The sequence below is a fragment of the Plantactinospora endophytica genome, from assembly GCF_016862915.1.
In the GTDB taxonomy this organism is placed as follows: Bacteria; Actinomycetota; Actinomycetes; order Mycobacteriales; family Micromonosporaceae; genus Plantactinospora; species Plantactinospora endophytica.
This window is the reverse complement of the sequence record NZ_BONW01000041.1, coordinates 148,351-174,955: the sequence shown is the minus strand read 5'-3', so window position 1 is coordinate 174,955 and position 26,605 is coordinate 148,351. Positions and strand designations below refer to the sequence as shown.

Genomic DNA, 26,605 nt, shown 5'->3' with positions numbered 1-26,605 from the left:
CGGGCGCGCGAAGAGGCTAGGCGGTCCGGCCGGCCCGGGTGGCGAGCTGGTCGAGGCCGCTGACGATGCCGCCGGTCAGGTCGCCGCCGCCGAAGGCGGCCACCATGGAGAGTGCGGCCAGCTTGGCGTCCCGGTCCGGAAGCCGCTTGCGCGCCTCGGCACCGGTCACCACCTCCAGCACCCGCTGGTTCGGCGACAGCGCGATCAGTACGGCGCGGGCCGGGTCGGCCAGCTCCAGGTGGAGCCGCTGCGCGTGCTCCCGGACCGGTTCGGTCAGCGGCCCGACGTAGACGGTGAAGACCAGGCCGGTGGACTCGTCGGCGATCCGCAGCGCCTCGTCGATCCGCAGCAGTTGACGGGTGGTGAACGGCCCGTCGAGCACGTTCGGGCGGGCGGTGTCGCTCGGCCCGACCTCGGCCTCCGGCCGTTCGGCCGTCGCCACGCTCTTACCAGCGGTCACTTGCGCCCCCCGTCACGCCCGCGCGCTTCGGCGCGCTGATGGTCTCGATCTCGCCGCCGGTCAACTCCCGGGCCTCCGCACCGGCCGGCAGCGCCGTCCGGGCGGACTCGGTCAGGTGCTCGGGCGAGGAGAGGAACCAGACCGGCGTGAACTCGAAGGGCCGCCCCGGGCGGTAGCGCCGGGCGTTACGGCCGCTCTTGCCGGCCCGGGCCAGCAGGGTGATCACCAGTACCGCGGCGGCCGGGATGGCAACGAAGATCAGCAACGTGTCGGAAACAGACAACCTCAACGCCCCCAGGCGAAAACGGGATCATCGTGCCCGGCCGGACCAGGTGACGACCTTGTCCACCCGACCGACCCGGTCGTGCTTCACGGTATCGGAAACCGCTGCCCACCAGTTCTCGGGGGGCCGTTCCGGCCCGGGAAGGACCTGTGCATCGCCTTCCCGGGACCGGTCCCGGAACACCTGCCGGGTCAGCTTTCGTCGACGAGCCGGGCCAGCGCGTCGGCCGCCCGCCAGCAGTCGTGGTACGTCGAGTACAGCGGTACCGGGGCCAGCCGGATCACGTCCGGCTCACGGTCGTCGACGACCACTCCGTACTCGTGCGACAGCCGCTTGGTCAGCGCGGCGGCCCCGCCCTGCCCGATCCGTACCGAGAGCTGACAGCCGCGCCGGGCCGGCTCGCGCGGGGTGAGCACGGTGAGCGGGCGGCTCGGGGTGATCTCGTCGACCAGTCCTTCGAGATAGCCGGTCAACCGCTCGCTGCGCTCCCGCAGCGCGGGCATCCCCACCTGCGTGAAGATCTCCAGCGCGGAGCGCATCGGCGCCATCGCCAGTACCGGCGGGTTGGAGATCAGCCAGGCTTCCACGGTGGCCGGTGGCCGGGAGACCGGAGCCATCTCGAACCGGGTCGTCTCGTCGGTGCCCCACCACCCCTCGAACCGGTCGACCGCCGGGTCGCCGAGATGCCGCTCGTGCACGAACGCCCCGGCCAGCGAACCCGGCCCGGAGTTCAGGTATTTGTAGGTGCACCAGGCGGCGAAGTCCACATCCCAGTCGTGCAGCGCCAGCGGTACGTTGCCGACCGCGTGTGCGAGGTCCCAGCCGACCAGCGCGCCGGCCCGGTGCCCGGCTCGGGTGATCTCCGGGATGTCCATCAGCTCGCCGGTGAGGTAGTTCACCCCGCCGAGCAGGACCAGCGCGACCCGCTGACCCTCCCGGTCGAGGTAGTCGAGCACGTCCTCGGTGCGCAGCGTCTCCTCGCCGGGCCGGGGACGCAGCCGGACGACGGCCTCGTCCGGGTCCAGCCCGTGGTGCCGGGCCTGGCTGCGGACCGCGTAGCTGTCCGACGGAAAGGCCCCGTCCTCGATCAGGATCCGGTCGCGTCCGGGCGTGGGCCGGTAGAACGACACCATCAGCAGGTGCAGGTTGACCGTCAGCGAGTTCATCACCACGGTCTCGGCCGGCAGTGCGCCGACCAGCGACGCGCTCGGCCCGGTCAGCGACCGGTACGACGGCACCCAGGGGCGGTCGCCGTCGAAGTGTCCGGAGACCCCGAGGGTGGCCCAGGTGGACAGTTCGGCGTCGAGGTCCGCCCGGGCGGCCCGGGGTTGCAGCCCGAGCGAGTTGCCGACCAGGTACGCGGCCTCGGCGTACCGGCCGCCCTGGGCCGGCGGCACGTGGAACAGGTGCCGGTGACCGGGGTCGGCCTCGTCGCGCTGTCGGGCCGCCGCCTCCTGCTCCGGGGTGGTCATCCGCTCGTCGTCCTTCCTCGTCACTCGCTCGTACCGGGGGTGCCGGCGATTTCCGTCGTCGGGGCGGTCGGGCCGCCGGGAAGGCCGTCCGTCACATGTCGGTCCGGGCGGCCCACAGCTCGGGGAAGACCTCCCGGGCCATGCTCCGGCGCAGCCACGCCGCGCCGGCCGATCCGCCGGTGCCGACCTTGGCACCCATGGTCCGGCGTACGGCCTTGAGGTGCTGGGCACGCCAGTCGTCGAACTGCTCCACGATCTCGACCAGGGTCTCACCGAGCTGCCGCAGGTGGTTGTCCGGCCCGGTGTCGGCGTAGATCTCCACCCAGGCGGCGGTCAGCTCGGCGCTCGGCTCGGCGTCGACGGAGAAGTCCCGGTGCAGCAGCGTGTCCGGCAGCGGGAAGCCCCGGCGGGCCAGTAGGGCGGTCACCTCGTCCCAGAGGCTCGGCGCGTGCAGCGTCTCGACCAGTTCGGCGTGCACCTCGGGCTGCCGGTGGAACGGCCGGACCAGGGTCGCGGTCTTCAGCCCGAGCAGGAACTCCAACTGCCGGTACATGGCGGACTGGAAGCCGGAGCCCTCGCCGAGCAGGTTGCGGAACCGGTTGAAGTCCGCCGGGGTCATCCAGCGCAGTCCCCGCCAGGCGGCGTTCAGCCCCTCCAGGTGCAGGGCGGCCCGGTGCAGCGGGGCCAGGGCGCCCCAGAGGTCGTCGGCGCGCAGCCGCTGCCGCGCCTCGCGCAGTTCGAAGCAGGTCAGCCCGAAGTACAGCTCCATGATCTGGCTGACCATCAGGAACGACATCTCGCCGGGATCCCGGCTCAGCGGCTGTTGGAGGCGGTGCAGCGTACTGGCGTGCACGTACGCGTCGTACGGCGTCCGCCCGGCCGCCTCCAGGGTCGGCTCGCCGCCGTTGGCCGCCGCGCGGGCGGCCCGCTGTGCGGCGTTCGCCGGGCGTACCCGGGGGCGGCCCGGTCGCCGCTGCCGCTGGATGCTCTCCACGTTGCCTCCGTTCCGTGACGCACTACCGTCATGATCTCTCCGCCGCCCGGCTGGACGGAATGCCGGACCGACGGCCGTCGGAGCGCAGATCCGCCGGATGTGCGGTTCGATGTCGAACTGGCTTAACGTTTGAAAGGTCGATCCGGAGTTGGCGGTCAGGTCACGGGGAGTGAGTGAACATGGATGAGATGGACTGGGCGCTGCTCCGGGAACTCCAGGCCGACGCCCGGCTGTCGTTCAGCGAACTGTCCCGCCGGGTGCACCTCTCCCCGCCCGCCGTCGCCGAACGGGTCCGCCGGCTGGAGGAGTCCGGCGTGGTGACCGGGTACCACGCGCACGTGGACCTGGCCCGGGCCGGCCGGAACGTGGTGGCGATGATCCGGATGTCCTGTTACGGGGCCCGGTGCATCCTCCGGGACCCGGCGGTGCCGGACTGGCCGGAGATCCTGGAAATCCACCGGATCACCGGGGACGCGTGCAGCATGCTCAAGGTCGCGGCCGGGTCGATCGAGGCGTTCGAGCAGGTCATCGACCGTCTCGCCCCGTACGGGCAGCCGTCCAGCACGATGGTGCTGTCCAGCCCGCTGGACTGGCACCCGGTACTGCCGATCCCGCCGGTTCCGCCCGCCTGATCGAGGGAGTCTTCCCTCGACGGGTCACCCGGGGGCGTGTGTGCGCCGGGTCGGTGGGAACACCCGCAGCGACGACGGCCGTGCACCCGACCGCGCCCCGACGCGGGGTGTGCCCGGCCGAGGGGATGCACCGCCGGGGAGGGAAGTCATGCTCACTGCCAAGGTCGTCGGCCGGACGATCGCCGCCGGCGTCACCGTCGCCGCCGTGGTCCCCGGGCCGCTGTCGGGAGACGTGGCCGAGGTACGGGCCGGACCCAACACCTTCGTCGAGGTCACCCCGAACACCGCCCAGGCGGGCAGCCGGGTCAACATCCGGGCGAGTTGCGACGGCGCGAACAACCAGCAGGCAACCGTACAGTCGGACGCGTTCGGCCGGGTGATCGTCCGACCCGACAACGGTTTCCTCACCGGATCGGTGACCATCCCGGGCAGCAAGGCCCCGGGCGCGTACGCGGTGAACCTGGCCTGCCAGCAGAACGGCAACAACGCCACCACCACGCTGACCGTGGTGAACATGAGTCAGGGCAGCCAGGGGCCGGCCACCGGTGGCGGCGGTACGGCCAGCGGCCCGGGCGGGACGCTGATGGTCGTCGGCGGCCTCGGCATCGTCGCGCTCGGCATCGGCTTCGGGCTGGCCGGGCGGCGTCGACGACGTACCGAGCCGAGTAGCTGACCTGCGGACGGACCATGTTCCGCTTCCCCACGGCCGGTGGCACGTGGCGGGGCCGGACGGGCCGGTGGTGGGCGCGGACGGGACGGTGGCGACGCCGTACGGCCCGACTGGCCCGGCAGGCGACCGCGGCGAGCATCACCAGCCCGGATCCGGCCGACGGCACGCCACCGGGAACCCTGGACGCGACGCCGCCCCGGCCGGCCCGACGGTCGAACCGGCGCGGGCTGTCCCGCCGGCCCGGTCCGGTACCCGTGATCACCCTCCTGCTGGGCCTGCTGGTCACCCTCTTCGGGGTGCAGAGCGTCACCGGAATCACCCTGCTGCCGAGCGGGCTGCCGTTCGGCGCTCCGGCGCCACCCCGCAAGTTCCCGGTCATGGAGTCGAGCCCGCCGGTCGGGATCGGCATCCGGTCGCTCGGCCTGACCGCGCCGGTGCATCCGGTCGGGGTCGCGCCGGACGGCACCATCGAGGTACCGGCGTCGGACCGCCGCGACGAGGCCGGCTGGTACCGGCAGAGTCCGACCCCGGGTCAGTACGGCCCGTCGGTGATCGTCGGTCACGTCGACACCCGGACCGGACCGGCCGTCTTCCACGACCTGTCCGGGCTGCGTCCCGGCGCCAAGATCGAGGTCGACCGGGAGGACCGGTCGGTGGCGGTCTTCGAGGTCAACTCCGTCAAGCGGTTCAACAAGTCGGAGTTACCGGTCGACCGGGTCTACGGCGACTTCAGCCGGCCGTCGCTCCGGCTGATCACCTGCGGCGGTCGCTGGGTGGGCGGCTCCACCGGGTACGCCGACAACGTCATCGTCTTCGCGTCCCTGGTCTCGGCCCGGCAATGAGCGTCCCAGGTCTCCACTACACGATCAGCCGCACCGGCGAGCCGGCCGACGGCGGCCAAGCGCTCAGGCGCTCGGCGCGGAACCGGCCAGGCCGCCTCGGCCGCCGGAATCCGGTCAGGCCGCCTCGGCCTCGCGCAGGTCGAGCCAGTCCGCCCAGCGCGGGTCCGGCGCCCGGTGCCCGAGCACCCGCCAGGCGATGCCCTTCGGCGCGGCCGGCAGCGAGTGCAGCCGCCAGCCCAGCTCCGCCGGGGTCTTGTCGCCCTTGGTGTGGTTGCACTTGGCGCAGGCCGCGACGACGTTCTCCCAGGCGTGCCGGCCACCCCGACTGCGCGGGAAGACGTGGTCGATGGTCTCGGCCGGGCCTCGGCAGTAGACGCAGCGCCAGTTGTCCCGGGCGAAGATGGCCCGCCGGGAGAGCCCGACGTGCGTCCGGTAGGGCACTCGGACGAACCGGGTCAACCGAACCACCGAAGGCACTGGCAGGGCATTTCGGGCACTGTGCAGGATACCGTCCCCGTCGGCCACACAGACGGCCTTGGCGGAGAGCACCAGGATGGCGGCCCGACGCACTGAAACGACACACAGCGGCTCATAGGTGGCATTGAGCACCAACGCTCCGGAGCCCACCGTGGGTCGTATGTCAGGCATCGCGCTCACCCTCTCGGTCGTACTCGTCCGCTCCCTCGCCCGCCTGGTGCCGGCCCCGCCCCGGCTGGTCGGTCGGACAGCACTGACCGACAGACCGCCAAGACCACGGCCGACGCCGGCAGATCACCGGCGTCCGTGCGCCAATAGTCCCCGATAGCCGGCGTGATTGCACGTACTAATCGGGGGTCCCGCAGAAAGCTTTCACGTCCCGTGGCAAGATGACCGGTTCCGTCCCGTCGCCGGGGCCGACCTCGACGGCACCCCCGGTCGGCGCCGGGCGGTGTCCGCCACGGGCCGGCGGGTCGGCCGACACCGACGGACGCCGGTACGGTACGAAGACAACCGTGAACCCCGCGACGCTGATCACTGCCGCCGTGCTCGGGATGCCGGAAGCCGAGACGCCGAATCCCGAGCCGAGCTGCCTGGACAACCCCTTCTGCAAGCAGGTCTGGCAAGTGACCAAGTCGGCGTGGTTCGCCGAGGGCAGCAACTACCTGCTGATCAAGCCGGCCACCATCGTGCTGATCCTGCTGGTCGCGATCCTGCTCCGCTTCCTGTTGCACCGGACGATCAACCGGCTGGTGCGGAGCACCTCGGAGAGCCGGATCCCCACCGTGCTCCGGCCGCTGCGGGAACGGATCCCGAGCGCCGCGCCGGACCCGCAGGCCGTCGTACCCGAACGGCGCCGGCAGCGGGCCGAGGCGATCGGATCGGTGCTGCGCAGCATGACCACGGCGGTGGTGTTCGCGATCGCCGGGTTGCAGATCCTCAGCGAACTCAGCTTCGACCTGGCCCCGCTGCTGGCCAGTGCCGGCATCGCCGGCCTGGCCCTCGGGTTCGGCGCCCAGACGCTGGTCAAGGACCTGCTGGCCGGGCTGTTCATGCTGCTGGAGGACCAGTACGGGGTCGGCGACACGGTGGACCTCGGCGAGGCGACCGGGGTGGTGGAGGCGGTCGGCCTGCGGATCACCACCGTCCGGGACGCGCGCGGGGTGGTCTGGTACATCCGCAACGGCGAGATCATCCGGGTCGGCAACAAGAGCCAGGGCTGGGCGATGGTCGTGGTGGACATGCCGATCGGCTTCGCCCGCACCGAGGAGGCCACCGCGGTACTGCGGACCGCCGCCGCCTCGGTCGCGGTCGACCCGGAACTGGAGCCGGAACTGGTGGAGCCGCCCGAGGTGCTCGGGGTCGAGCAGATCACCGTGGACGGTTCGGTGATCCGGACGATCGCCAAGACCACCGCCGACGGCCAGTTCGCGGTCTCCCGGGAACTGCGCCGCCGACTCGCCGAGGCGCTGGAGAATTCCGGCATCACCGCCGGCATCGCGGCGACCCGGATGTACCCCCGGCCGTCGACCCCGCCGGCCGACGGCGAGACCGGCCAGGGTGGAGCGACCTGACCGACCGATGCTCCACCGGACGGACCGGCCGGCGGGCCGCCCGGCAGGGGTCGCGTACCGCGCGGGCGGTCGGGTATCGTCCGTTCGACCAGTCGGGGATGCGACGATCTATCCGTTCGCCCTAGCCAGTTGTCATACGATCGGGCAGAATCCAGAACAAGCTCCCTCCCGGAGCGTGACGAAGACCTTGCTGATCCGAACGTCTAACGTTCCCGGCAGCCCCATCACAACTGGTCAGCGGTCGAGAACGATGGAGGCCCACCGGTGTCCGAAGAGACACGCGCTCCCGAACGGCCGGCAACCTTTCGGGAAGTGTTCGCCCAGCGTGAATACCGGGCGGTCTTCGCGGCCACCGTACTGACCTGGACCGGCGACTACCTCGCGAAGGCCGCCGTCACACTCCTGGTCTACCAGCAGAGCGAGTCCGTCGCACTCTCCGCCGCCGCCTTCGCCACCAGTTACCTACCGTGGCTGGTCGGTGGACCACTGCTCACCACCCTCGCCGACCGGTACCCGTACCGGACGGTCATGGTGATCTGCGACCTCGTCCGGCTGCCGCTGTACGCGGCCATCGCGATCGACGGTCTGGACACCCCGGTGATCCTGGCGCTGCTCTTCGCCGCGACGCTGGCGAACCCGCCCAGCCAGGCGGCCCGGTCCGCGATGCTGCCGCTCCTGCTCACCGGGGACCGGCTGGTCGTCGCGCTCTCGCTGCACGGCAGCGCGGGACAGGCGGCCCAGGTGCTCGGCTACGTCGCCGGGGCCGGGATCGCGTTGTACAGCCCGGCGCTGGCCCTGCTCGTCAACGCCGCCACCTTCGGCCTCTCCGCGCTGATCATCTTCTTCGGCGTCCGGCACCGGCCCGCCGTACCTCCCGAGCACGGCCGCCAGCACCTGCTCCGGGAGACCGCCGCCGGCTTCGCCCTGGTCTTCGGCACTCCGGTCCTGCGGGCCATCGCGATCCTGGTGTTCTGCGCGATGCTGTTCGCGATCGTGCCGGAGGGGTTGGCCGCGGCCTGGGCCACCGAGTTCGCGGGTGCGGGCGCCGACCGGAGCGCCACCCAGGCACTGATCATGATCGCCGCGCCGGCCGGCTTCATCCTCGGCGGGCTGCTGATCGGCCGGGGCGTCCGGCCGGACCTGCGCCGGTCCCTGGTGCGGCCGTTCGCGGTGCTCGCCCCGCTGGCCATGGTGCCCGCCCTGCTCAATCCACCGCCGCTGGTGGTCGCACTGCTGGCTGCGGTCGCCGGCGTGGCGGTCGCCGGCCTGCTGCCGGTGACGAACGGGCTCTTCGTGCTCTCCCTGCCGCACGGCTACCGGGCCCGGGCCAACGGCGTGATGAACACCGGCGTGCAGGTGATGCAGGGCGTCGCGGTACTCGCCACCGGCGTACTGGCCGAGCGGTTCACCATCCCCCGGGTGGTGGGGCTGTGGAGCGTCGCCGGAGTGCTGCTGATGCTGCTGCTGGCGCTGCGCTGGCCGCAGTCCGCGCAGTTCGACGCGGCGATCGCGCAGGCCGGGCGGGCCGGTGTCACGGACGGCCGGATCGCGTCGGCCCCGGCGGCCCGCAGGTCGGAGCGTACGCCGCCGCCGAACCCTCGGCCGCCGTCCTCCGAGGCCGGTATCGGCGCCGTCTGAACGGTTCCGCCGGGATGGTGTGAGCCAGCCCGCACCCGGCCGGCCGCTCCGGCTGCGGTCGATCACCGGGCCGGATGGCAGGATGGAGCGGTGAATCCCGCAGGTGAGCGAGAGCAGACCCGCCCGTCGCCGACCTTCTACGAGGAGATCGGCGGCGAACCGGCCTTCCGGAGGCTGGTCGACGAGTTCTACGCGGGTGTCGCCACCGACCCGGTGCTCCGGCCGATGTACCCGGAGGAGGACCTCGGCCCGGCCGCCGAGCGGCTCACGCTCTTCCTGATCCAGTACTGGGGTGGCCCGAACACCTACTCGGCACAGCGCGGCCATCCCCGGCTGCGGATGCGGCACGCACCGTTCCGGGTCGGGCCGGTCGAGCGGGACGCCTGGCTGCGGCACATGCGCGGGGCGGTGGACCGGCTGGAACTGACGCCGGAGCAGGCCGAGACGCTGTGGCAGTACCTCGAACGGGCCGCGTACTTCATGGTCAACACCATGGACGAGACACCTGGGCCGGCGCACTGAGCCCGGTCGGTCGAGCGGTTCGGGCCTAGCGTCCCCCTGGCACCGGGCTGACAGCCCCTAGAGCAGGGCGCCCTCGTCGTGCAGCCAGTCGACGAAGGTGGTCGCCACGGCGGCGCCGCAGTCGAGCATCTCGACGAGCAGGGCGTCGTGCGCCCCGGCGCTCAGCGGCACCTGTAGCTCGGCGTAGATCGGGAGCTGACCGCGCTCGGTGGGGTCACCGACGTACGCCTTGCAGAACCGGCGGGTGTGGTTCCACTCGTTGACCACCCGGTAGGCCCGGTCGGCCCAGTCCGGCGGCACGGTGGAGTGTGGACGGGCCCGCATGACGAGGATTTCGTCGTCCGGCCCCTCCAGGGCGAACAGCACGGCGTGCCGCTCCCACATGGCCAGCAGGCTGCCGTCGCCGTCGGCGAGATAGCGCACGTCGAGCAGGTCCAGCGCGTCCCCGACCCGGCGCAGGGTCACCGGTGCGATCACCGGGGGGATCTCCCTGATCGAGGCCCGGTCCCCCGGCCGGGAGTCCCGGTCACCGGGCCGGACGTCTGGCTCGGGTCGGCAGTCGTGCTCCGGCTCCCGAGGCGCCGGCGGCCCGACCCGGACGGCACCGTCCGACGGGATCCTGCTTCGAGTTTCCGGCTCGCCGCCACCGGCGTGGCCGGGGCGCCATGACCACCACGGCATCGCTTGCGCACCTCACTCCCCAGCGGATCCACATGCCTACGTTGCGTTGGATCCGAGGCCCGACGGTACCCGTACAGCCGGCTTGAAGCACCCCCCCAACTGCACCCCCAAGACAGATGGACCATGCCGGATCAGCCGTTCGGGTGATCACGCGCCGGTTTTATCGCAAGCTGACTGACTTTCTGTGACCATGCCACTCCGAATGGTGCGGCCAATCCGACCCAACGACCCATGATCCGCACCTGTACGGCGTCCCGGTCGGCCGGGCCGGAGGAGCCGAGAAAGCCCATCCGGACGATGGCCTGGACCAGTCGTTGAGAGACCTCGATCCGGCCGCCGTCCCGGGTCGGATCCGTCCCGCCGGCACCGCCGGTGACCACCACCGCGACGTGGTCGAGCAGCGCGTCCCGGACCGCCCGCTGGCCCACCGCCCGGCCGGCGACCCCCTCGGTGGCCGCGCCGCGCAGGGTCTCCGCCGCCGCTGCGGCGATTCGCCGCAGCTCGGGACCGGCGATCGTCTCCACCACCGACCCGGGCCCGCCGGGCACCGGCCACCGCCAGTCGGCGTCCCTACGTCGGGGCAGTGCCGCACCGCCGTCGGCGAGTTCCGCCAGCAGCTCGGCGGCGGAGACCGTGGCGTCGCCCGGTCCCGCCCCGGCCACCACCCGGCCCACCAGGACACCCCAGGGCAGTCGCGCCCAGAGCACCGTCCGGTCCGCAGGTCCGGCCGTCCCACCGGGTGTCCCCGACCGGAGTCGGACCACCGCCGCCGGGTCGAGCCGGGTCAGCCGGGCCAGGAACGCACCGGCGTCCGGCAGGCCGGACAGCCCGTGCCCGTGCCCGGTCGTCGCCACCACCGCACCACCCGCAGCCTTCTCCGCACCGGGCACCGAACCGCTCCCTACGCTCGCTTCTCCGGTACCGCCGGCTCGACCAGGTACCGCCGCAGGAACTCCTGCTCCGCCTCGGTCAGCCGGCGTGGACGCTGCTTCTCCAGATCGAACGGCACCAGTACGGACCGGGCCCGGCTGGCCAGTACGCCACCGTCGAACAGCTCGTACGCGATGGTGAAGCGGGCCTGCCGCAGGTCCTCGACCCACATCTCGATGCGTACCGTCGGGGCGCGCTCGGCGGTCGCCCGGCCGAGCGCGTACTCGACCGGGCGCAGGTAGTCGATCTCGTGCCGGTAGATCACCACACCGTCGGCGAACGAGCCGACGCCCCAGGCCCGGCCACCGGCGAACATCAGCGCGACCCGGGCCTCCTCGTAGAGGGTGAGGAAGCGGGCGTTGTTGACGTGCCCGTACGCGTCAAGGTCCGACCAGCGCAGCGTGCAGTCGTAGACGTACCGCCGGCCGTCGACCGGCTCGACCGGCGCGGCCGTCTGCGCCGGTCGGGCCTCGACCGGACTAGTCACGGGTGAGCTTGCGGTAGGTGACCCGGTGCGGCCGGGCCGCCTCCGCGCCGAGCCGGTCGATCTTGTTCTTCTCGTACGCCTCGAAGTTGCCCTCGAACCAGAACCACTTCGACGGGTTCTCGTCGTCGCCCTCCCAGGCCAGGATGTGCGTGGCGACCCGGTCCAGGAACATCCGGTCGTGCGAGATGACCACGGCGCAGCCGGGAAACTCAAGCAGTGCGTTCTCCAGCGAGGAGAGGGTCTCCACGTCCAGGTCGTTGGTCGGCTCGTCGAGCAGGATGACGTTGCCACCGATCTTGAGGGTCAGCGCCAGGTTGAGCCGGTTGCGCTCGCCGCCGGAGAGCACCTTGGTCGGCTTCTGCTGGTCCGGACCCTTGAACCCGAAGGCCGCCACGTACGCCCGGGACGGCATCTCGACCTTGCCCACCATCAGGTGGTCCAGCCCGTCCGAGACCGTCTCCCAGAGCGTCTTGTCGCCGGCCAGCCCCGCCCGGTTCTGGTCGACGTACGACAGCTTGACCGTCTCGCCGACCTTGACCGCGCCGTCGGTCGGCTGCTCCAGCCCGACGATGGTCTTGAACAGGGTGGTCTTGCCGACGCCGTTCGGGCCGATGATGCCGACGATGCCGTTGCGGGGCAGCGAGAAGCTGAGGTTGTCGATCAGCACCCGGTCGCCGAACGCCTTGCGCAGCCCCTGCACCTCGATGACGGTGTTGCCCAGCCGGGGGCCCGGCGGGATCTGGATCTCCTCGAAGTCGAGCTTGCGGGTCTTCTCCGCCTCGTTGGCCATCTCGTCGTAGCGGTCCAGCCGGGCCTTGGACTTGGTCTGCCGGGCCTTGGCGTTGGACCGGACCCACTCCAGTTCCTCGCTCAGCCGCTTCTTCATCTTCGCGTCGCGGCGACCCTCGACGGCCAGCCGGGCGGCCTTCTTCTCCAGGTAGGTGGAGTAGTTGCCCTCGTAGCCGACGGCGCGGCCCCGGTCGAGTTCGAGGATCCAGCCGGCGACGTTGTCGAGGAAGTACCGGTCGTGGGTGATCGCCATGACCGTGCCGGCGTACTTGGCGAGGTGCTGCTCCAGCCACTGCACGCTCTCCGCGTCCAGGTGGTTGGTCGGCTCGTCCAGCAACAGCAGGTCGGGCGCCTCCAGCAGCAGCTTGCAGAGCGCGACCCGGCGCCGCTCACCGCCGGAGAGCTGGGTGACGTCGGCGTCCGGCGGCGGGCAGCGCAGCGCGTCCATCGCCAGTTCGAGCTTGGAGTCGATGTCCCAGGCGTCGGCGTGGTCCAGCTCCTCCTGGAGCTGCCCCATCTCGGTCATCAGCTCGTCGGAGTAGTCGGTGGCCATCTGCTCGGCGATCTTGTTGAACCGCTCCAGCTTGGCCTTGGTCTCCGCCACCGCCTCCTCGATGTTGCCGAGCACGGTCTTGGCGTCGTTGAGCGGCGGCTCCTGGGCGAGCAGTCCGACGGTGTAGCCGGGCATCAGCCGGGCCTCGCCGTTGCTCGGCCGGTCCAGCCCCGCCATGATCTTCAGCAGGCTGGACTTACCGGCGCCGTTCGGGCCGACCACACCGATCTTGGCCCCCGGCAGGAAGCTCAGCGTCACGTTGTCCAGCACGACCTTGTCGCCGTGCGCCTTGCGCGCCTTCTCCAGGACGTAGATGTACTGGGCCACGGTGCGGCCTACCTCCCACGGATGTGTTTGTCCCCGGATGTCGTATGTTCGACCGACCACGACGTCGGGCTTGCGGTGGACCGCGCTGTCGGTTTCGTGCCGGCCACGCGGTGAGGCGAAGAGCGCCGTCGTCAATCCTGACAGGTCCGGCCCGGCCCGCCCACATCACCCTCCGCCGGACCCGCCGGCAGGCGTACCAGGTGGTCATGATCACCTTCGCGTTCTCCGGCGGATCCCGCAGGGCAGTAAGAGTGCCACTGGGGGTTAGGCACCGCAGCTACGCTCAGTACGCTCAGCGGTGGACACCCGTCATCACCGGAGGTGCACTGATTGTGACCGTTCGTAGCTCGTTCGTGGTCGTTGCGAATCGCCTGCCGGTCGACGAGGTGACCACACCGGAGGGGCGCCAGTGGCGGCGCAGCCCGGGCGGCCTGGTCACCGCCCTGCATCCGGTGCTCGCCCAGCACCAGGGCACCTGGGTCGGCTGGGCCGGTGGGGTGGGTGCGGCCCCGGAGCCGTTCGACCTGGAGGGAATCCGGCTGCACCCGGTGCCCCTGAGCGCCGAGGAACTCGAACGCTACTACGAGGGCCAGTCCAACGCCACGATCTGGCCGCTCTACCACGACGCGGTGGAGACCCCGGCGTACAAGCGTCGGTGGCGGGAGGCGTACCGGCTGGTCAACGCCAGGTTCGCCGAGGCCTCGGCGGAGGTGGCGGCCGAGGGCGCGACCGTCTGGGTGCAGGACTACCAACTCCAGCTCGTACCGGCGATGCTCCGCGAACTCCGGCCCGACCTGCGAATCGGCTTTTTCCTGCACATCCCCTTTCCGCCGATCGAACTCTTCATGCAGATGCCGCTGCGCGCCGAGGTACTGCGCGGGCTGCTCGGCGCCGACCTGGTCGGTTTCCAGCAGCGGCTGGCGGCGCAGAACTTCGTCCGGCTGGCCCGGCACCTGCTCGGGCTCCGCTACGAGGGCCAGATGATCCAGGTCGACGGCCGGCAGGTGAAGGCGGGCGCGTTCCCCATCTCCATCGACGTGGCCGAGATGGAGCGGATGGGCGCCGACCCGGCGGTGCAGGCGCGGGCCAAGCAGATCCGCACCGAGTTGGGCGACCCGAAGACCGTCATCCTCGGCGTGGACCGGCTCGACTACACCAAGGGAATCGAACTTCGGCTCAAGGCGTTCCGCGAGTTGCTGTCTGACGGAAAGTTGACAGTTCCCGACGCGGTTATGGTGCAGGTTGCTACGCCGAGCCGGGAACGGGTCGAGCACTACCAGGCACTCCGGGTCAAGGTGGAACGCGAAGTTGGTCGAATTAATGGCGAATTCGGCCGGGTCGGTGTACCGGCCGTCCACTACCTCCATCAGTCGTACAGTCGCAGTGAACTGGCCGCGCTCTACTGCGCGGCCGACGTGATGATGGTGACCCCGCTGCGAGACGGAATGAATCTGGTGGCCAAGGAGTACGTAGCAACACGCGCCGACTCGGGCGGCGCCCTCGTGCTCAGTGAGTTTGCCGGCGCCGCCACCGAGCTGCGCCAGGCATTCCTCTGTAACCCGCACGACCCGGACGGAGTCAAGGACGCACTGCTGCGTGCGGTCCACGTCGACAAGGTCGAGGCCCGGCGCCGCATGCGCATCATGCAGCGCCACCTGCGTACCCACGACGTCGGACACTGGGCCCGTTCCTTCCTCAACGAGTTGGGCGTACCCGAGACGGAGGACGAGTGAAGTCCGGCTCCCTACTCGACGGGGGTCCACGCACCCTCGACGCGATCGATCCCGAGCTGAGGGCCGCGGTCGGCCGGATCGCCCGGGTGCCACAGCTCCTGGTCGCCTGCGACTACGACGGCACCCTGGCGCCGATCGTGGAGGACCCGACCAAGGCCGTACCGCTGCCCGAGTCGGTCGCCGCCGTACGCGCGCTGGCCGCCCTGCCGCAGACCACCGTGGCGGTGGTCTCCGGTCGAGCCCTGCGTGACCTGGCCACCCTCTCCCGGCTGCCCAGCGAGGTGCACCTGGTCGGCAGCCACGGCTCCGAGTTCGACGTCGGGTTCGTCGAGCGGCTCTCCCCCGAGCTGATCGAGGTACGCACCCGGCTCCGTAACGAGCTGCGGCAGATCGTCGCCGGCAAGGTCCGGGTACGCCTGGAGACCAAGCCGGCCAGTATCGCGGTGCACACCCGTGGCGCCGAGCCCGAGGTGGCCGCCGAGGTGGTCGGTGCAGTCGACGGCGGCCCCGCCACCTGGCCGGACGTCACCGTCACCCGGGGCAAGGAGGTGATCGAGCTGTCGGTGATCCCCACCAACAAGGGCACCGCGCTCGAACAGCTCCGTACCCAGCTCTCGGCGAGCGCGGCACTCTTCCTCGGCGACGACGTCACCGACGAGAACGCCTTCGCCAAGCTGCACGGGCCGGACGTCGGCATCAAGATCGGTCCGGGCGAGACCCGGGCCACCTTCCGGATCAACGAGCCGGTCGACGCGGCCCGGGTGCTCGCGCTGCTGCTGGAGGTACGCCGGAACTGGCTCTTCGGCGAGCGGGCCGTACCGATCGAGCGGCACTCGATGCTGGCCAACGGGCGTACCGTCGCACTGGTCACCCCGGAGGCGAGCCTGAGCTGGCTCTGCCACCCCAAGCCCGACTCCCCGGCGATCTTCGCCGACCTGGTCGGCGGCCACCCGGCCGGCTTCTTCAGCATCGCCCCCGAGCGCGGCGGCCTGCCGCTCGGCCAGCGCTACCGGCCGGGCACGATGACCGTGGAGACCCGCTGGTCCGGGCTGACCGTCACCGACTGGCTGGACCGGCCGTCGACCGACAACGTGCCCACCGGCGCGGCGGTGATCAGCGGCGACTCGACCCTGATCCGGGTGCTCAGCGGCGCCGGCCGGGTCCGGCTGGACTTCGCCCCCCGCCCCGAGTTCGGCCAGGTCGCGGTGCAGCTCCAGCCGCTCGGCGACGGGCTGCTGGTGCTCGGCTCCAACGAGCCGATCGCGCTCTACTCCCCCGGTGTCGAGTGGCAGATCGTCAACGACGGCGGCTACGAGACCGCCCGGGCCGTGGTCGACCTGGCCGCCGCCGGTGGCCAGGTCACCTGCGAGCTGCGGTTCGGCTCGCACAGCCTGGAGCACCACCGGGTGCCGGTGCACGAGCGGCAGGCGGTGGCCGAGCAGCCGTGGCGGGACTGGGTCGCCGGGCTGCGGCTGCCGACCTCCGCCCGCGAGCTGGTCGGGCGGAGCGCGCTGACCCTGCGCGGCCTGGTGCACGAGGCCAGCGGCTCGATCCTGGCCGCCGCCACCACCTCGCTCCCCGAGGAGCTGGGCGGGGTCCGCAACTGGGACTACCGGTACTGCTGGCTCCGGGACGCCGCGATGACCGCGCGGGCGCTTGTCGACCTGGGCTCGCTGCCCGAGGCCGAGGGCTTCCTGCGCTGGGTCGACGGCTGCGTCGAGCGCACCGGCGGGCACCCGGAACGGCTGCACCCGCTCTACACCGTCGACGGGTTCGAGCTGGGCGCCGAGGCGGTCATCGACACCCTGCCCGGGTACGCCGGCTCCCGGCCGGTCCGGGTCGGCAACCTCGCCAACCACCAGCTCCAACTCGACGTCTTCGGGCCGGTCGCCGACCTGCTGGCGGCGGTCGCCGACCTGCGCGGCTCGGTACGCGACACCGAGTGGCGGGTGCTGGAGAACATGGTCGAGGCGGTTGCCCGACGCTGGCACGAGCCCGACCACGGGCTCTGGGAGGCGCGGCTGCCACCCCGGCACCACGTCTACTCCAAGGTGATGTGCTGGATGACGGTGGACCGGGCGCTGCACGTCGTACGCCAGCACGGCGACGGCGACCGGCCGGAGTGGGTCGAGCTGCGGGACCGGATCGGGCACAACGTGCTGGAGTTCGGCTGGCACGAGGGCGCCGGCGCCTACACCGTGGCGTACGGGGACGAGGAGATGGACGCCTCCTCGCTCTGGATCGGCCTGTCCGGGCTGCTGCCCGACGACGACCCCCGGTTCCTGGCCACCGTGCTGAAGGTCGAGGCCGACCTGCGCAGCGGTCCGGTGGTCTACCGCTACCGCTGGGACGACGGGCTGCCGGGTCGGGAGGGCGGCTTCCACATCTGCACGGCGTGGCTGATCGAGGCGTACCTGCGCACCGGTCGACGCTCCGACGCCGAGGAGCTGTTCACCCAGATGGTGGACACCGCCGGCCCGACCGGACTGCTCCCCGAGCAGTACGACCCGATCTCCGAACGCGGCCTGGGCAACCACCCCCAGGCGTACTCCCACCTCGGCCTGATCCGCTGCGCCCTCCTCCTCGACAACATGGTCAAGGCCTGACCGTCCTCGGGCGGAGATCGGCGCTGTTTCGGTGAAGTAGTGGCCTCACGGAGCCCGTGAGGCCACTACTTCCGGTTCAGAGCGCGATCTTGTCGTGTATGGAGGGCGATCTTGCGCGCTACGGCGCCACGGTGACCGCTGTGGGCGGGCTCTCGTGGTGCAGGCGGGAGACGGCGGTGACCAGGTAGCCCGGGGCGCCGACCGGGGGCGGTGCGGTGTCGGTGAAGCGCTGGGTGCCGGAGCCGGCCCGCTGGAGCCGGAGCAGGTTGCGGGCGGCGTCGATGCCGCAGCCGGCAGCGTCGGCGCGGTAGATCGCATAGTAGGCCGGTGCGGTACCGCCGGACGGGGCCGTCCAGGTCAGCTCCACGCCGGTACCGACCCGGCGGGCGGCCAGCGACCGGACCGCTCCGGGCGGCGTACCGCCGAGCCGGGCGTTGACCGGCACCAGCGCCGGATAGCGGTGGAAGTCGGTACGCAGCCGGTCGGCGAAGCCCAGCGGGTTGGCAAGCAGTTGCTTGACCGAGTAGTAGATGTCCCCGGAGACCCGGTGGTTCCGGTTCAGCAGCAGATGGTCCGGCATCTCCGCCGGGTCGCCCCACTCCGCGATCCGGTACGCCGCCTGGCCGACGTAGAGCTGCACGTCGGTGCCGGCGACGACCTCGGACCACCAGGGCACCAGCACGTCGTAGGCGGCGGCCGGGAAACCGATCGTCCAGTAGAGCTGCGGCGCCACGTAGTCGATCCAGCCCTGCTTCACCCACTTACGGGTGTCGGCATAGATGGCGTCGTAGGACTGTAGGCCGGTGGTGGCCGAGCCGAGCGGGTCGGTGCCGGCGTTGCGCCAGATGCCGAACGGTGAGATGCCGTACCTGACGTGCGGCTTGGCCTGCCTGATCCGAGCGCCCAACTCCTGCACCAGCGTGTCGACGTTGGACCGCCGCCAGTCCGCGAGCGACCGGCCCGCCCCGTACGCGTCGTACTCGGCCGCGTCGTCGAAGGTCTGGCCACTCACCGGGTACGGGTAGAAGTAGTCGTCGAAGTGCACCCCGTCGAGGTCGTACCGGGTCACCGCGTCCATGATCGCGTTGACCGTGTGCCGCCGGGCGGCCGGCACCCCGGGGTTGTAGTAGAGCTTGCCGTCGTAGCGTTCCACCCAGCTCGGGTTGACCCGGGCCGGATGCCCGGCGACCAGCCGGGCCGGATCGCCCTGGGTACTCACCCGGTACGGGTTGAACCAGCCGTGCAGTTCAAGGTTGCGGGCGTGCGCCTCGGCGACGGCGAAGGCGAGCGGGTCGTACCCGGGATTCCCGCCCTGGCTGCCGGTCAGATACTGCGACCACGGCTCGTGGGGTGACGGCCAGAACGCGTCGGCGGCCGGCCGGATCTGGAGGAACACCGCGTTGAGCCGGAGCGCGGCAGCCTGGTCGAGTAGGCCGCGCAGTTCGGCCTGCTGCGCGGCGGCGGTCAGTCCGGCCCGGGACGGCCAGTTGATGTTGGAGACGGACGCGATCCAGGTGCCCCGGAGCTGCCGCTTCGGGACGTCGCCCACCGGGCAGTCCACACTGGACCGGTCCGCGACGGTGGGCGGCGGCACGCCGTCCGCCCCGCCCACCGGACCTGCACCGCCCGCCAGACCTGCACCGCCCGCCAGACCTGCACCGCCCGCCAGACCTGCTCCGCTTGCCGGACCTGCTCCGCCGGCTGATGTCGGTGCTCGGTCGGCCGGCGGGAGCGCTCCGCCGGGCGTCGGGAGCGCCGCGCCGGCCGGTGTCAGGCCGGCGGCGGTCGTCGCCAGGGCCAGCAGCCCGGTCAGCAGCAGCCGCCGGGTACCGGTCCTGCCGTGCCACGAACGTCGCCGAATTCGCCCGTATGGGTCTGCCATCGCCAGCGCCCCTCGCCTCGTCGGCCGCACCGCCGACCGGGGTCGGCCGGCCTCGTCGGACGCCGGAACCGATCGCACCGCACACCGGGGCCGCCATCCTGAGTGGCGGCTGGATCAGCCCCGCCACCTATGGCGACAAGTTTCGCGCGACTCGATCGATATGTAAAGATGCTTCAATCGACTCGGCTGCCGGTGACGCCGCTGGTGGCGGGCAGTCCGGCCAGCGTCTCCACCACGTCACCGACGACCACCACGGCCGGCGGACGGAACCCGGCGGCCCGCACCTCCTCCGCGATCGCGCCGAGCGTCGACCGGAGCAGCCGCTGACCGTCGGTCGTACCCTCCTGCACCACCGCCGCCGGGGTCTCCGGCGACCGGCCGTACGCCCGCAGCGCGGCGGTGATCGCCGGCAGGTTGTTCAGCCCCATCAGTACGACCAGGGTGCCGCGCAGCTTCGCCAGCGCCGACCAGTCGACAAGCGAACCGGGATGGTCCGGCGGAAGGTGCCCGGAGACGACCGTGAACTCGTGCGCCACGCCCCGGTGCGTCACCGGGATGCCCACCGCTGCCGGCGCGGCGACCGAGCTGGTCACCCCGGGCACCACGGTCACCGGTATGCCGGCGGCGGCACAGGCCAGCGCCTCCTCGCCACCCCGGCCAAAGACGTACGGGTCGCCGCCCTTCAGGCGTACCACCCGGGCGCCGGCCAGGGCCCGGTCCACCAGGACCCGGTTGATCTCCTCCTGCGCGGCGGCCGGCCCGTGCGGGATCTTGGTGGCGTCCACCAGCTCGACCTCGGGGCGCAACTCGTCGAGGAGCAACCCGGGGACCAGCCGGTCGGCGACCACCACGTCCGCCTCGGCGAGCAGCCGCCGGCCACGGATCGTGATCAGCTCGGGGTCGCCCGGCCCCGCACCGACCAGCGCGACCCGGCCGACGGGACGCGTCGGCCGCCCGCCCGGGCTGCCTCCGTCCGCCATCGCCCTGTCGACCGCCGTCCCGTCGACCCTCGTCCCGTCGACCGCCGCCCCGTCGACCGTCGAGCCGTCCAACGTCAAGTCGTCCGGCATGGAGCCGTCGGCCGTCGAGTCGTCCATCGTCGCCGGGTCGGCCGTCGGGCCGTCGGTGCCGGTCCGCTCCGGCGAGACGCCGTTACCGGCCGCGTCCGCGCCGGTGGCGAGTGTTCCGCTGGCATCCGCAGCGGTGGCAAGTGCTCCGGTGGCATCCGCACCGGTGGCGAGTGCTCCGGTGGTGAGCGTTCCGGTGGCGAGCGTTCCGGTGATGAACTGCTCGCGGATCGCGTCCCGGACCGCCACGGCCCGACGCGGGTCACCGCCGCCGAGCACGGCGACGGTGAGCGGGCCGTACCGGGTCACCGCGGGGGTCCAGGCGGTCGCGGCGTCGCGGTCGTCGGCACGTACGCAGAAGATCTGCCGCTCCAGCGCGGCGGCGCTGACCGCCTCGGCGGCGGCCGGGTCGTCGACGGCCACCTGCACCAGCCAGGCTCCGTCGAGGTCGGCCGGCACGAACTCCCGGGCGACCCACTCCAGCCGGCCCGCGTCGACGTGCGCGCGCAGCGCCGGGGTCAGTTCGGGCGCGACCACCACCACCCGGGCCTCCGCGTCCAGCAGCGCCGGCACCCGCCGGGTCGCCACCGCACCGCCACCCACCACCAGCACCCGTCGGCCGGCGAGCCGCAGCGCAAGCGGATACATGATCATTTCTCCGACACTCCCGCCGCGTCGAACGTGGCCACCTCGTGCAGCACCCGCACCGCACCGGCGACCACCGGATAGGCAAGCAGGGCGCCGGTGCCCTCGCCGAGCCGTAGGCCCAGGTCGATTATCGGCAGCAGCCCCAACCGGTCCAACCCGGCGGTCGCGCCGGGCTCGGCCGAACGGTGGCCGGCGACCATCGCGCCGACCGCGTCCGGAGCGAACGCGGCGGCGACGAGCGCGGCGGCGACCGCGCTCACCCCGTCCAGCAGCACCGGGACCCGCCGTGCGGCGCCGCCGAGGATGAAACCGGCCAGCGCCGCGTGCTCCAGCCCGCCCACGGCCGCCAGCAGCCCGACCGGATCGGCCGGATCGGGTACGTGCCGGGCCAGCGCCGCCCGGACCACGGCCACCTTGCGGGCGTACGTGGCGTCGTCGATCCCGGTACCCCGACCGGTGGCCTCGGCCGGGTCGATCCCGGTACAGGCGGCGATCAGCGCGGCGGCAGCCGTGGTGTTGCCGATCCCCATGTCGCCGGTGACCAGGATTCCGGCGCCGGAGTCGAGCAACTCGTACGCCGTCCGGATGCCGGTCTCGACCGTCGCGCGTACCTCGTCCCTGGTCAGCGCCGGCCGGGCGGTCATGTCCCGGGTGCCGGCCCGCACCTTCGCGGTCACCAGCCGGGGTGCCGGGCTCCCGGACCGCTGCGCGGGCACCGGCGCGGGGGTCAGCGGGGTGGCCACCCCGACGTCGACCACGGTCACCGTGGCGCCGGTCTGCCGGGCGAACGCGTTCACCACCGCACCGCCGGCCAGGAAGTTGCCCACCATCTGCGCGGTGACCTCCTGCGGCCACGGCGTCACCCCCTGGGCGTGCACGCCGTGGTCGGCGGCGAAGATCGCCACCGCGGCGGGCTCGGGCAGCGGCGGCGGGCAGACGCCGGCCAGCCCGGCCAGTCGGATCGACAGCTCCTCCAGCGCGCCCAGCGAACCGGCCGGCTTGGTGAGCCGGGCGTGCAGGTCGTGAGCCGCGGCCATGGCCGCCTCGTCGAGCGGACCGATCTCGGCGAGGGTGGCGTCCAACATCATTCCTCCAGGATTCCGGCCAGCGCGGCCACGAACAGGTCGGTGGTGGCAGTGTCCCGTACCGCGAGGCGTAGCCAGTCGGGGCCCAAGCCCGGGAAGGTGTCCCCGCGCCGGACCGCGAAGCCCCGATCCCGCAGCGCCAGCCGTACCCGCGCCGCCCCGGGCAGGTGGATCAGCACGAAGGCGCTGGCCGGGGTACCCGCGACGCGTACCCGGGGCAGTTCGCCCAGCCGACGGACCAGGTACCCGCGTTCGGCGGCGAGTCGCGCGGCGATCCGGCGCTCGGCCGCCACCGCCTCGGGAGTGGCGCAGGCGGCAGCCGCCGCGAGCGCGGGAGTCGAGACCGCCCAGAGCGGTTGTACCGCCGCCAGCCGCCCGAGCAGCGGGGCCGGGCCGAGCAGGTAGCCGATCCGGAGTCCGGCCAGTCCCCAGGTCTTGGTGAGGCTCCGCACAACGACCAACCCCGGCAGGTCCCGCCGGCCGGCCAGCGACTCCGGCTCGGGCCGACCGTCCCCGGACTCAGGCTGACCGTTCCCTGGCTCGGAATGACCGTTCCCTGGCTCGGGCTGACGGCTGGATGGCTCGGGCTGACGGCTGGCGGGGTCGGGCTGACGGCTGGCGGGGTCGGTCTGGGGGTCAACGGGGGTGATGGTGGAGTCGGCGAACGCCTCGTCGACGACCAGGGTCCGGCCGGGACGGGCCAGGCCGGCCAGGACGTCGGCCGGGTGCAGTACCGAGGTGGGATTGGTCGGGTTGCCCACGAAGACCAGGTCGGCGTCGGCCGGTACCAGGTCGGGGTCCAGCCGGAAGCCGGTCTCCGGCGGCAGCAGCACCCGCTCGACCAGGTGTCCGGCCGCCCGCAGCGCGGCCTCCGGCTCGGTGAACTGGGGATGCACGACCACCGGCCGGCGGGCCCCCCGGAGAGCCTGGGCGAGCAGCACGAACCCCTCCGCCGCCCCGGCGGTCAGCAGCACCTCGTCGACCGGCCGCCGGTGCCGGGCGGCGACGGCGGCCCGGGCCGGGGCCGGATCGGGATAGGCGGTCAGCGTCTCCAGCGAGGCGACGATCGGCTCCCGCAGCCAGGCGGGCATCGGCTGCCGCTGGACGTTGACCGCGAGATCCACCAGGCCGGGGGCGAGCTCGACGTCGCCGTGGTGGCCGAGATCAGGCCCGACGGAGGGCGGAGCGGGTGCCGGCCGGTGCATGCGCATGATCCTGCCGGGCGGCCGACCGTGGCGGCCAGCGGACGTCTCGGAGCGGATCGGAGGTGATCGAACCGGTCGGGCCGGAGAGCGGCACATCCGCGAATCTTTATCATGTTTTGCCAGGACTTATCATAGCTTGGAAACGTGACCAACCCCACCACCCGCTCTGCCCCTGGTCGACTCGTACCCCTGCTCCGCTCCGGACTCATCGCCGGTGTGGTCGTCGCGGCGGCGCTGTTCCCGTTCGTCGCGGCCGGTGGCCTGGCCGCCAAGGCCGGCGCCGACCTGGTGCAGAAGACCCCGGCCGACCTGCTCGCCTCGTCGCCGGCGCAGACCAGCTATCTCTACGCCGCCGACGGCACCACCCTGATCACCACCTTCTACGAGGAACACCGGCGGTACGTGCCGATCTCGCAGATGTCGCCGTACATCCAGCAGGCGATCGTGGCGTCGGAGGACTCCCGGTTCTACGAGCACAACGGGGTCGACCCCAAGGGCGTGATCCGGGCCTTCGTCGCCAACCAGCAGGCCGGCGGGGTGTCCCAGGGTGCCTCCACACTCACCATGCAGTACGTCCGGATGGCCCTGCGGGACAGCGCGAAGACCCCGATCGAGGTCCGACAGGCGACCGAGCAGACGCCACTGCGCAAACTCCGCGAGATGCGGCTCGCCCTCGACCTGGAGAAGGAGACGACGAAGTCGCAGATCCTGGAGCGCTACCTCAACTCGGCCTACTTCGGCCACCGGGCGTACGGCATCTACTCGGCGTCGGAGATCTTCTTCTCCAAGCTGCCGAAGGACCTCACCCCGGTCGAGGCGGCCACCCTCGCCGGTCTGGTGAAGGCGCCGACGACGTACGACCCGGCCAGCTCGGACCGGAAGGCCGCCACCGACCGGCGCAACTACGTACTGGACCGGATGCAGGCGATGGGCTACCTGTCGCCGCAGGCCGCCACGGCGGCGAGGGCCGAGCCGATCCAGCTCCGCCTGAGCAGCCCGCCGAACGACTGCATGTCGGTGCCGGAGGGCCACAACTCCTGGGGCTTCTTCTGCGACTACCTGAAAGCCTGGTGGGCCGCGCAGCCCGCGTTCGGCAGCAACTCGCTCGAACGCCTCGACCGGCTGCGCCGGGGCGGCTACACCATCGTCACCAGTCTCGACCCGAAGATGCAGGAGGTCGCCGACGACCAGGTGCGGGCCGGCCAGTCCATCGGCAGCCCGTACGCGCACGGCCTGGTCGCCGTCGAGCCCGGCACCGGCTACGTCAGGTCGATGGCGGTCAACCGGGCCTACTCACTGGACCAGAGCGAGAACGGCACCCACTCCGACCCGAGCAAGCGCGGCCGGATGAAGGGCAACTACCCGAACACCGTCGTACCGCTGCTCGGCGGCGGGGACCTCCCCGGCTACCAGGCCGGATCGACGTTCAAGATGTTCACCATGCTCGCCGCGCTGGACGCCGGGCTGCCGCTGAGCACGGACTTCAACTCCCCGCACCGGTTCGTCTCGATCTATCCGGACGGCACCGGCGGCCCGACCGACTGCGGCGGATACTGGTGCCCGTCGAACGCCAGCGGCGCGATGAGCGGCAACCAGACCATGTGGTCCGGCTTCGGCAAGTCGGTGAACACCTACTTCGTCTGGCTTGAGCAGAAGGTCGGCGCCGAGAACGTGGTCCGGCTGGCCGAGCGGCTGGGCCTACAGTGGCGTACCGACATCGACAAGCGGCAGGCGTCGCCCAGCCAGGCGAACAAGTGGGGCTCCTTCACCCTCGGAGTCTCCGACGTCACTCCGCTGGAGATGGCCAACGCGTACGCCACGGTCGCCGCCGAGGGCCGGTTCTGCGAGGCGTTGCCGGTCACCTCGATCGTCGCGGCCGACGGCACACCGGCGACGTACCGGACCGGCGCCGGAATGGATCTGGAGATCGCCCTGCCCCGATGCAGCCAGGAGGTCGGCGCCGACGCGGCCCGGGCCGCCACCGACGCCGCCCGGTGCCCGACCGGGGACACCCCCGCCCGGGGCGGCTGCGGCGGCTGGTCCACCGCCGACCGGGTCCGAGGCATCGTCGGCCGGCCGGTCGCCGGCAAGACGGGTACCACCGACAGCGACCGGGCCGCCTGGTTCGTGGGCTACACCCCCGAGCTGGCCGTCGCGAGCTTCCTCTCCGACCCGGACAGCCCGATGAACCCGGTCGGCGGGGGCCCGGCGAACATACCCATCGACGCGGTCGCCGGCTTCCTGAAGAACGCGCTGAAAGACCAGCCGGTACGCCAGTTCAACCCGCCCTCGGACGAGATGACCGGCTGACGCGCGCAACGCCGCCACGCGGCGCGGGCCGGTTCACCGCCCGGCAGCCCAATGCAGGTCGCCTCGGCGCACGCCGCCTCGGTGCACGCCGCCTCGGTGCACGCCGGCACAGCGCAAGTGGGCTCAGTGCGGGTCGGCTCAGTGCAGGTCGGCCGCGACCAGGGACCAGACCTCCAGGTCGACCCGGCCGCTGTGCACGTACCCGGCGTTGCGCAGCAGCCCCTCGTAGGTGAAGCCGGCCTTCTCCGCGACCCGCCGGGACGCGGTGTTGCCGGGAGCCACCCGAAGTTCGAGGCGCTGGAATCCGTGCTCCAGGATCAACGCCACGGCTATCGCGTCGACCGCCTCCGCCGCCATACCGAACCCGCGCGCCTCCGGCGCGATCGCGTACGACACCTCGGTGACCCGGCCTCCCCAGTCGGTGCGTTTCGTCCACAGGCAGCCCACCAGCCGCTCGTCCTCGCGCCGGACCACGCCGTAGTGGTCACCGTTACCGCTGTCCCGCCGCTCCTGGGCCATCTCGGTGCACCACGCGTCGCCGTCGATCTGCCCGAGTTCGCGGTGGAACGGCAGCCAGCGCTGGGTCTGCTTGTCGGCGAAGATCGCCGATACCGCGCCCGCGTCCCTTGCCCGCAGCGGCCGTACGTGCACCCGGGGCGTCGACACGGTCAGGGTCGGAAAGCGGCGCACCGCCACCTCGCCGCTCATACCGTCGACTCACCCCACTCGCCACCGGAG

23 protein-coding genes are annotated in these 26,605 nt (G+C 72.1%); 9 read left to right on the top strand and 14 right to left on the bottom strand.

Annotation, left to right across the window (positions count from 1 at the left end):
* Positions 1-16 precede the first annotated feature (16 nt).
* The 4 genes from Pen02_RS34255 to Pen02_RS34240 all read right to left on the bottom strand — a co-directional run bounded on the left by Pen02_RS34255 (position 17) and on the right by Pen02_RS34240 (position 3,200).
* The gene (locus Pen02_RS34255; protein WP_372445728.1) at positions 17-442 is read right to left on the bottom strand and encodes a DUF5130 family protein; all 426 of its coding nucleotides are present in this window, start codon (positions 440-442) and stop codon (positions 17-19) included.
* Positions 443-446: 4 nt separating this feature from the next.
* Positions 447-743 (bottom strand): aa3-type cytochrome oxidase subunit CtaJ, encoded by a 297-nt coding sequence (ctaJ, locus tag Pen02_RS34250; RefSeq protein ID WP_443678490.1) that lies wholly within the window; start codon positions 741-743, stop codon positions 447-449.
* A gap of 191 nt (positions 744-934) precedes the next feature.
* Positions 935-2,215: a kynureninase gene (gene kynU, locus Pen02_RS34245; RefSeq protein ID WP_203870475.1), complete on the bottom strand. Its 1,281-nt coding sequence runs from the start codon at positions 2,213-2,215 to the stop codon at positions 935-937.
* 91 nt (positions 2,216-2,306) lie between these two features.
* On the bottom strand, positions 2,307-3,200 hold the full coding sequence (locus Pen02_RS34240; RefSeq protein ID WP_203870474.1) for a tryptophan 2,3-dioxygenase: 894 nt from the start codon (positions 3,198-3,200) through the stop codon (positions 2,307-2,309).
* 188 nt (positions 3,201-3,388) lie between these two features.
* Here Pen02_RS34240 and Pen02_RS34235 point away from each other — a divergent pair, with 188 nt between their 5' ends.
* From Pen02_RS34235 to Pen02_RS34225, 3 genes are all read left to right on the top strand, one after another.
* The gene (locus Pen02_RS34235) at positions 3,389-3,841 is read left to right on the top strand and encodes an Lrp/AsnC family transcriptional regulator (RefSeq protein WP_203870309.1); all 453 of its coding nucleotides are present in this window, start codon (positions 3,389-3,391) and stop codon (positions 3,839-3,841) included.
* Positions 3,842-3,989: 148 nt separating this feature from the next.
* Positions 3,990-4,514 (top strand): hypothetical protein, encoded by a 525-nt coding sequence (locus Pen02_RS34230; RefSeq protein ID WP_239141768.1) that lies wholly within the window; start codon positions 3,990-3,992, stop codon positions 4,512-4,514.
* 14 nt (positions 4,515-4,528) lie between these two features.
* A complete protein-coding gene (locus Pen02_RS34225) occupies positions 4,529-5,353 on the top strand; it encodes a class F sortase (protein ID WP_203870308.1) in 825 nt (274 codons plus the stop codon).
* Between the two features lie 114 nt (positions 5,354-5,467).
* Here Pen02_RS34225 and Pen02_RS34220 read toward each other — a convergent pair whose 3' ends face one another.
* Complete coding sequence (locus Pen02_RS34220) at positions 5,468-6,001, bottom strand: HNH endonuclease (protein ID WP_203870307.1); 534 nt, start codon at positions 5,999-6,001, stop codon at positions 5,468-5,470.
* 383 nt (positions 6,002-6,384) lie between these two features.
* Here Pen02_RS34220 and Pen02_RS34215 point away from each other — a divergent pair, with 383 nt between their 5' ends.
* The 3 genes from Pen02_RS34215 to Pen02_RS34205 all read left to right on the top strand — a co-directional run bounded on the left by Pen02_RS34215 (position 6,385) and on the right by Pen02_RS34205 (position 9,564).
* Entirely contained in the window at positions 6,385-7,404 is a 1,020-nt protein-coding gene (locus Pen02_RS34215) for a mechanosensitive ion channel family protein (RefSeq protein WP_203870472.1), read from the top strand.
* A 264-nt stretch (positions 7,405-7,668) separates the two neighbouring features.
* Complete coding sequence (locus Pen02_RS34210; RefSeq protein WP_203870306.1) at positions 7,669-9,042, top strand: MFS transporter; 1,374 nt, start codon at positions 7,669-7,671, stop codon at positions 9,040-9,042.
* A 90-nt stretch (positions 9,043-9,132) separates the two neighbouring features.
* Positions 9,133-9,564 (top strand): globin, encoded by a 432-nt coding sequence (locus Pen02_RS34205; protein WP_203870305.1) that lies wholly within the window; start codon positions 9,133-9,135, stop codon positions 9,562-9,564.
* 57 nt (positions 9,565-9,621) lie between these two features.
* Here Pen02_RS34205 and Pen02_RS34200 read toward each other — a convergent pair whose 3' ends face one another.
* The 4 genes from Pen02_RS34200 to ettA all read right to left on the bottom strand — a co-directional run bounded on the left by Pen02_RS34200 (position 9,622) and on the right by ettA (position 13,331).
* A complete protein-coding gene (locus Pen02_RS34200) occupies positions 9,622-10,245 on the bottom strand; it encodes a type III secretion system chaperone family protein (RefSeq protein WP_203870304.1) in 624 nt (207 codons plus the stop codon).
* Positions 10,246-10,376: 131 nt separating this feature from the next.
* The gene (locus Pen02_RS34195; protein WP_203870303.1) at positions 10,377-11,135 is read right to left on the bottom strand and encodes a DUF8185 domain-containing protein; all 759 of its coding nucleotides are present in this window, start codon (positions 11,133-11,135) and stop codon (positions 10,377-10,379) included.
* Between the two features lie 11 nt (positions 11,136-11,146).
* The gene (locus Pen02_RS34190; protein WP_239141791.1) at positions 11,147-11,575 is read right to left on the bottom strand and encodes an acyl-CoA thioesterase; all 429 of its coding nucleotides are present in this window, start codon (positions 11,573-11,575) and stop codon (positions 11,147-11,149) included.
* Positions 11,576-11,654: 79 nt separating this feature from the next.
* Positions 11,655-13,331 carry an energy-dependent translational throttle protein EttA gene (ettA, locus tag Pen02_RS34185; RefSeq protein ID WP_203870301.1) on the bottom strand — a complete coding sequence of 559 codons (1,677 nt, stop codon included), beginning with the start codon at positions 13,329-13,331 and terminating at the stop codon, positions 11,655-11,657.
* A gap of 332 nt (positions 13,332-13,663) precedes the next feature.
* Here ettA and Pen02_RS34180 point away from each other — a divergent pair, with 332 nt between their 5' ends.
* Positions 13,664-15,064, top strand: a complete 1,401-nt coding sequence (locus Pen02_RS34180; protein WP_203870300.1) for an alpha,alpha-trehalose-phosphate synthase (UDP-forming) — start codon at positions 13,664-13,666, stop codon at positions 15,062-15,064.
* Positions 15,061-17,670, top strand: a complete 2,610-nt coding sequence (gene otsB / locus Pen02_RS34175) for a trehalose-phosphatase (RefSeq protein ID WP_239141766.1) — start codon at positions 15,061-15,063, stop codon at positions 17,668-17,670. The genes Pen02_RS34180 and otsB overlap by 4 nt, the downstream gene beginning before the upstream one ends.
* A gap of 118 nt (positions 17,671-17,788) precedes the next feature.
* On the opposite strand, the gene Pen02_RS34170 is transcribed toward otsB, so the two are convergent.
* From Pen02_RS34170 to Pen02_RS34155, 4 genes are all read right to left on the bottom strand, one after another.
* A complete protein-coding gene (locus Pen02_RS34170) occupies positions 17,789-19,282 on the bottom strand; it encodes a glycoside hydrolase family 10-like protein (RefSeq protein WP_239141764.1) in 1,494 nt (497 codons plus the stop codon).
* A gap of 443 nt (positions 19,283-19,725) precedes the next feature.
* On the bottom strand, positions 19,726-21,267 hold the full coding sequence (gene cobA / locus Pen02_RS34165) for a uroporphyrinogen-III C-methyltransferase (protein WP_239141762.1): 1,542 nt from the start codon (positions 21,265-21,267) through the stop codon (positions 19,726-19,728).
* Positions 21,268-21,269: 2 nt separating this feature from the next.
* Positions 21,270-22,352, bottom strand: a complete 1,083-nt coding sequence (gene cobT / locus Pen02_RS34160; RefSeq protein WP_203870469.1) for a nicotinate-nucleotide--dimethylbenzimidazole phosphoribosyltransferase — start codon at positions 22,350-22,352, stop codon at positions 21,270-21,272.
* Complete coding sequence (locus Pen02_RS34155; protein WP_307837756.1) at positions 22,352-23,563, bottom strand: aminotransferase class I/II-fold pyridoxal phosphate-dependent enzyme; 1,212 nt, start codon at positions 23,561-23,563, stop codon at positions 22,352-22,354. The genes cobT and Pen02_RS34155 overlap by 1 nt, the downstream gene beginning before the upstream one ends.
* Before the next feature lie 138 nt (positions 23,564-23,701).
* Here Pen02_RS34155 and Pen02_RS34150 point away from each other — a divergent pair, with 138 nt between their 5' ends.
* Positions 23,702-25,867: a transglycosylase domain-containing protein gene (locus tag Pen02_RS34150; protein WP_203870297.1), complete on the top strand. Its 2,166-nt coding sequence runs from the start codon at positions 23,702-23,704 to the stop codon at positions 25,865-25,867.
* A 138-nt stretch (positions 25,868-26,005) separates the two neighbouring features.
* On the opposite strand, the gene Pen02_RS34145 is transcribed toward Pen02_RS34150, so the two are convergent.
* Complete coding sequence (locus Pen02_RS34145) at positions 26,006-26,575, bottom strand: GNAT family N-acetyltransferase (protein WP_203870296.1); 570 nt, start codon at positions 26,573-26,575, stop codon at positions 26,006-26,008.
* Between the last annotated feature and the right edge of the window lie 30 nt (positions 26,576-26,605).

Bases quoted from the DNA above. Each gene is read 5' to 3' on its own strand.
- kynU (WP_203870475.1), bottom strand. From the start codon at position 2,215: ATGACCACCCCGGAGCAGGAGGCGGCGGCCCGACAGCGCGACGAGGCC.
- Pen02_RS34235 (WP_203870309.1), top strand. From the start codon at position 3,389: ATGGATGAGATGGACTGGGCGCTGCTCCGGGAACTCCAGGCCGACGCC.
- Pen02_RS34230 (WP_239141768.1), top strand. From the start codon at position 3,990: ATGCTCACTGCCAAGGTCGTCGGCCGGACGATCGCCGCCGGCGTCACC.
- Pen02_RS34225 (WP_203870308.1), top strand. From the start codon at position 4,529: ATGTTCCGCTTCCCCACGGCCGGTGGCACGTGGCGGGGCCGGACGGGC.
- Pen02_RS34220 (WP_203870307.1), bottom strand. From the start codon at position 6,001: ATGCCTGACATACGACCCACGGTGGGCTCCGGAGCGTTGGTGCTCAAT.
- Pen02_RS34215 (WP_203870472.1), top strand. From the start codon at position 6,385: ATGCCGGAAGCCGAGACGCCGAATCCCGAGCCGAGCTGCCTGGACAAC.
- Pen02_RS34200 (WP_203870304.1), bottom strand. From the start codon at position 10,245: ATGCCGTGGTGGTCATGGCGCCCCGGCCACGCCGGTGGCGGCGAGCCG.
- cobA (WP_239141762.1), bottom strand. From the start codon at position 21,267: ATGTATCCGCTTGCGCTGCGGCTCGCCGGCCGACGGGTGCTGGTGGTG.
- cobT (WP_203870469.1), bottom strand. From the start codon at position 22,352: ATGTTGGACGCCACCCTCGCCGAGATCGGTCCGCTCGACGAGGCGGCC.
- Pen02_RS34155 (WP_307837756.1), bottom strand. From the start codon at position 23,563: ATGCGCATGCACCGGCCGGCACCCGCTCCGCCCTCCGTCGGGCCTGAT.
- Pen02_RS34145 (WP_203870296.1), bottom strand. From the start codon at position 26,575: ATGAGCGGCGAGGTGGCGGTGCGCCGCTTTCCGACCCTGACCGTGTCG.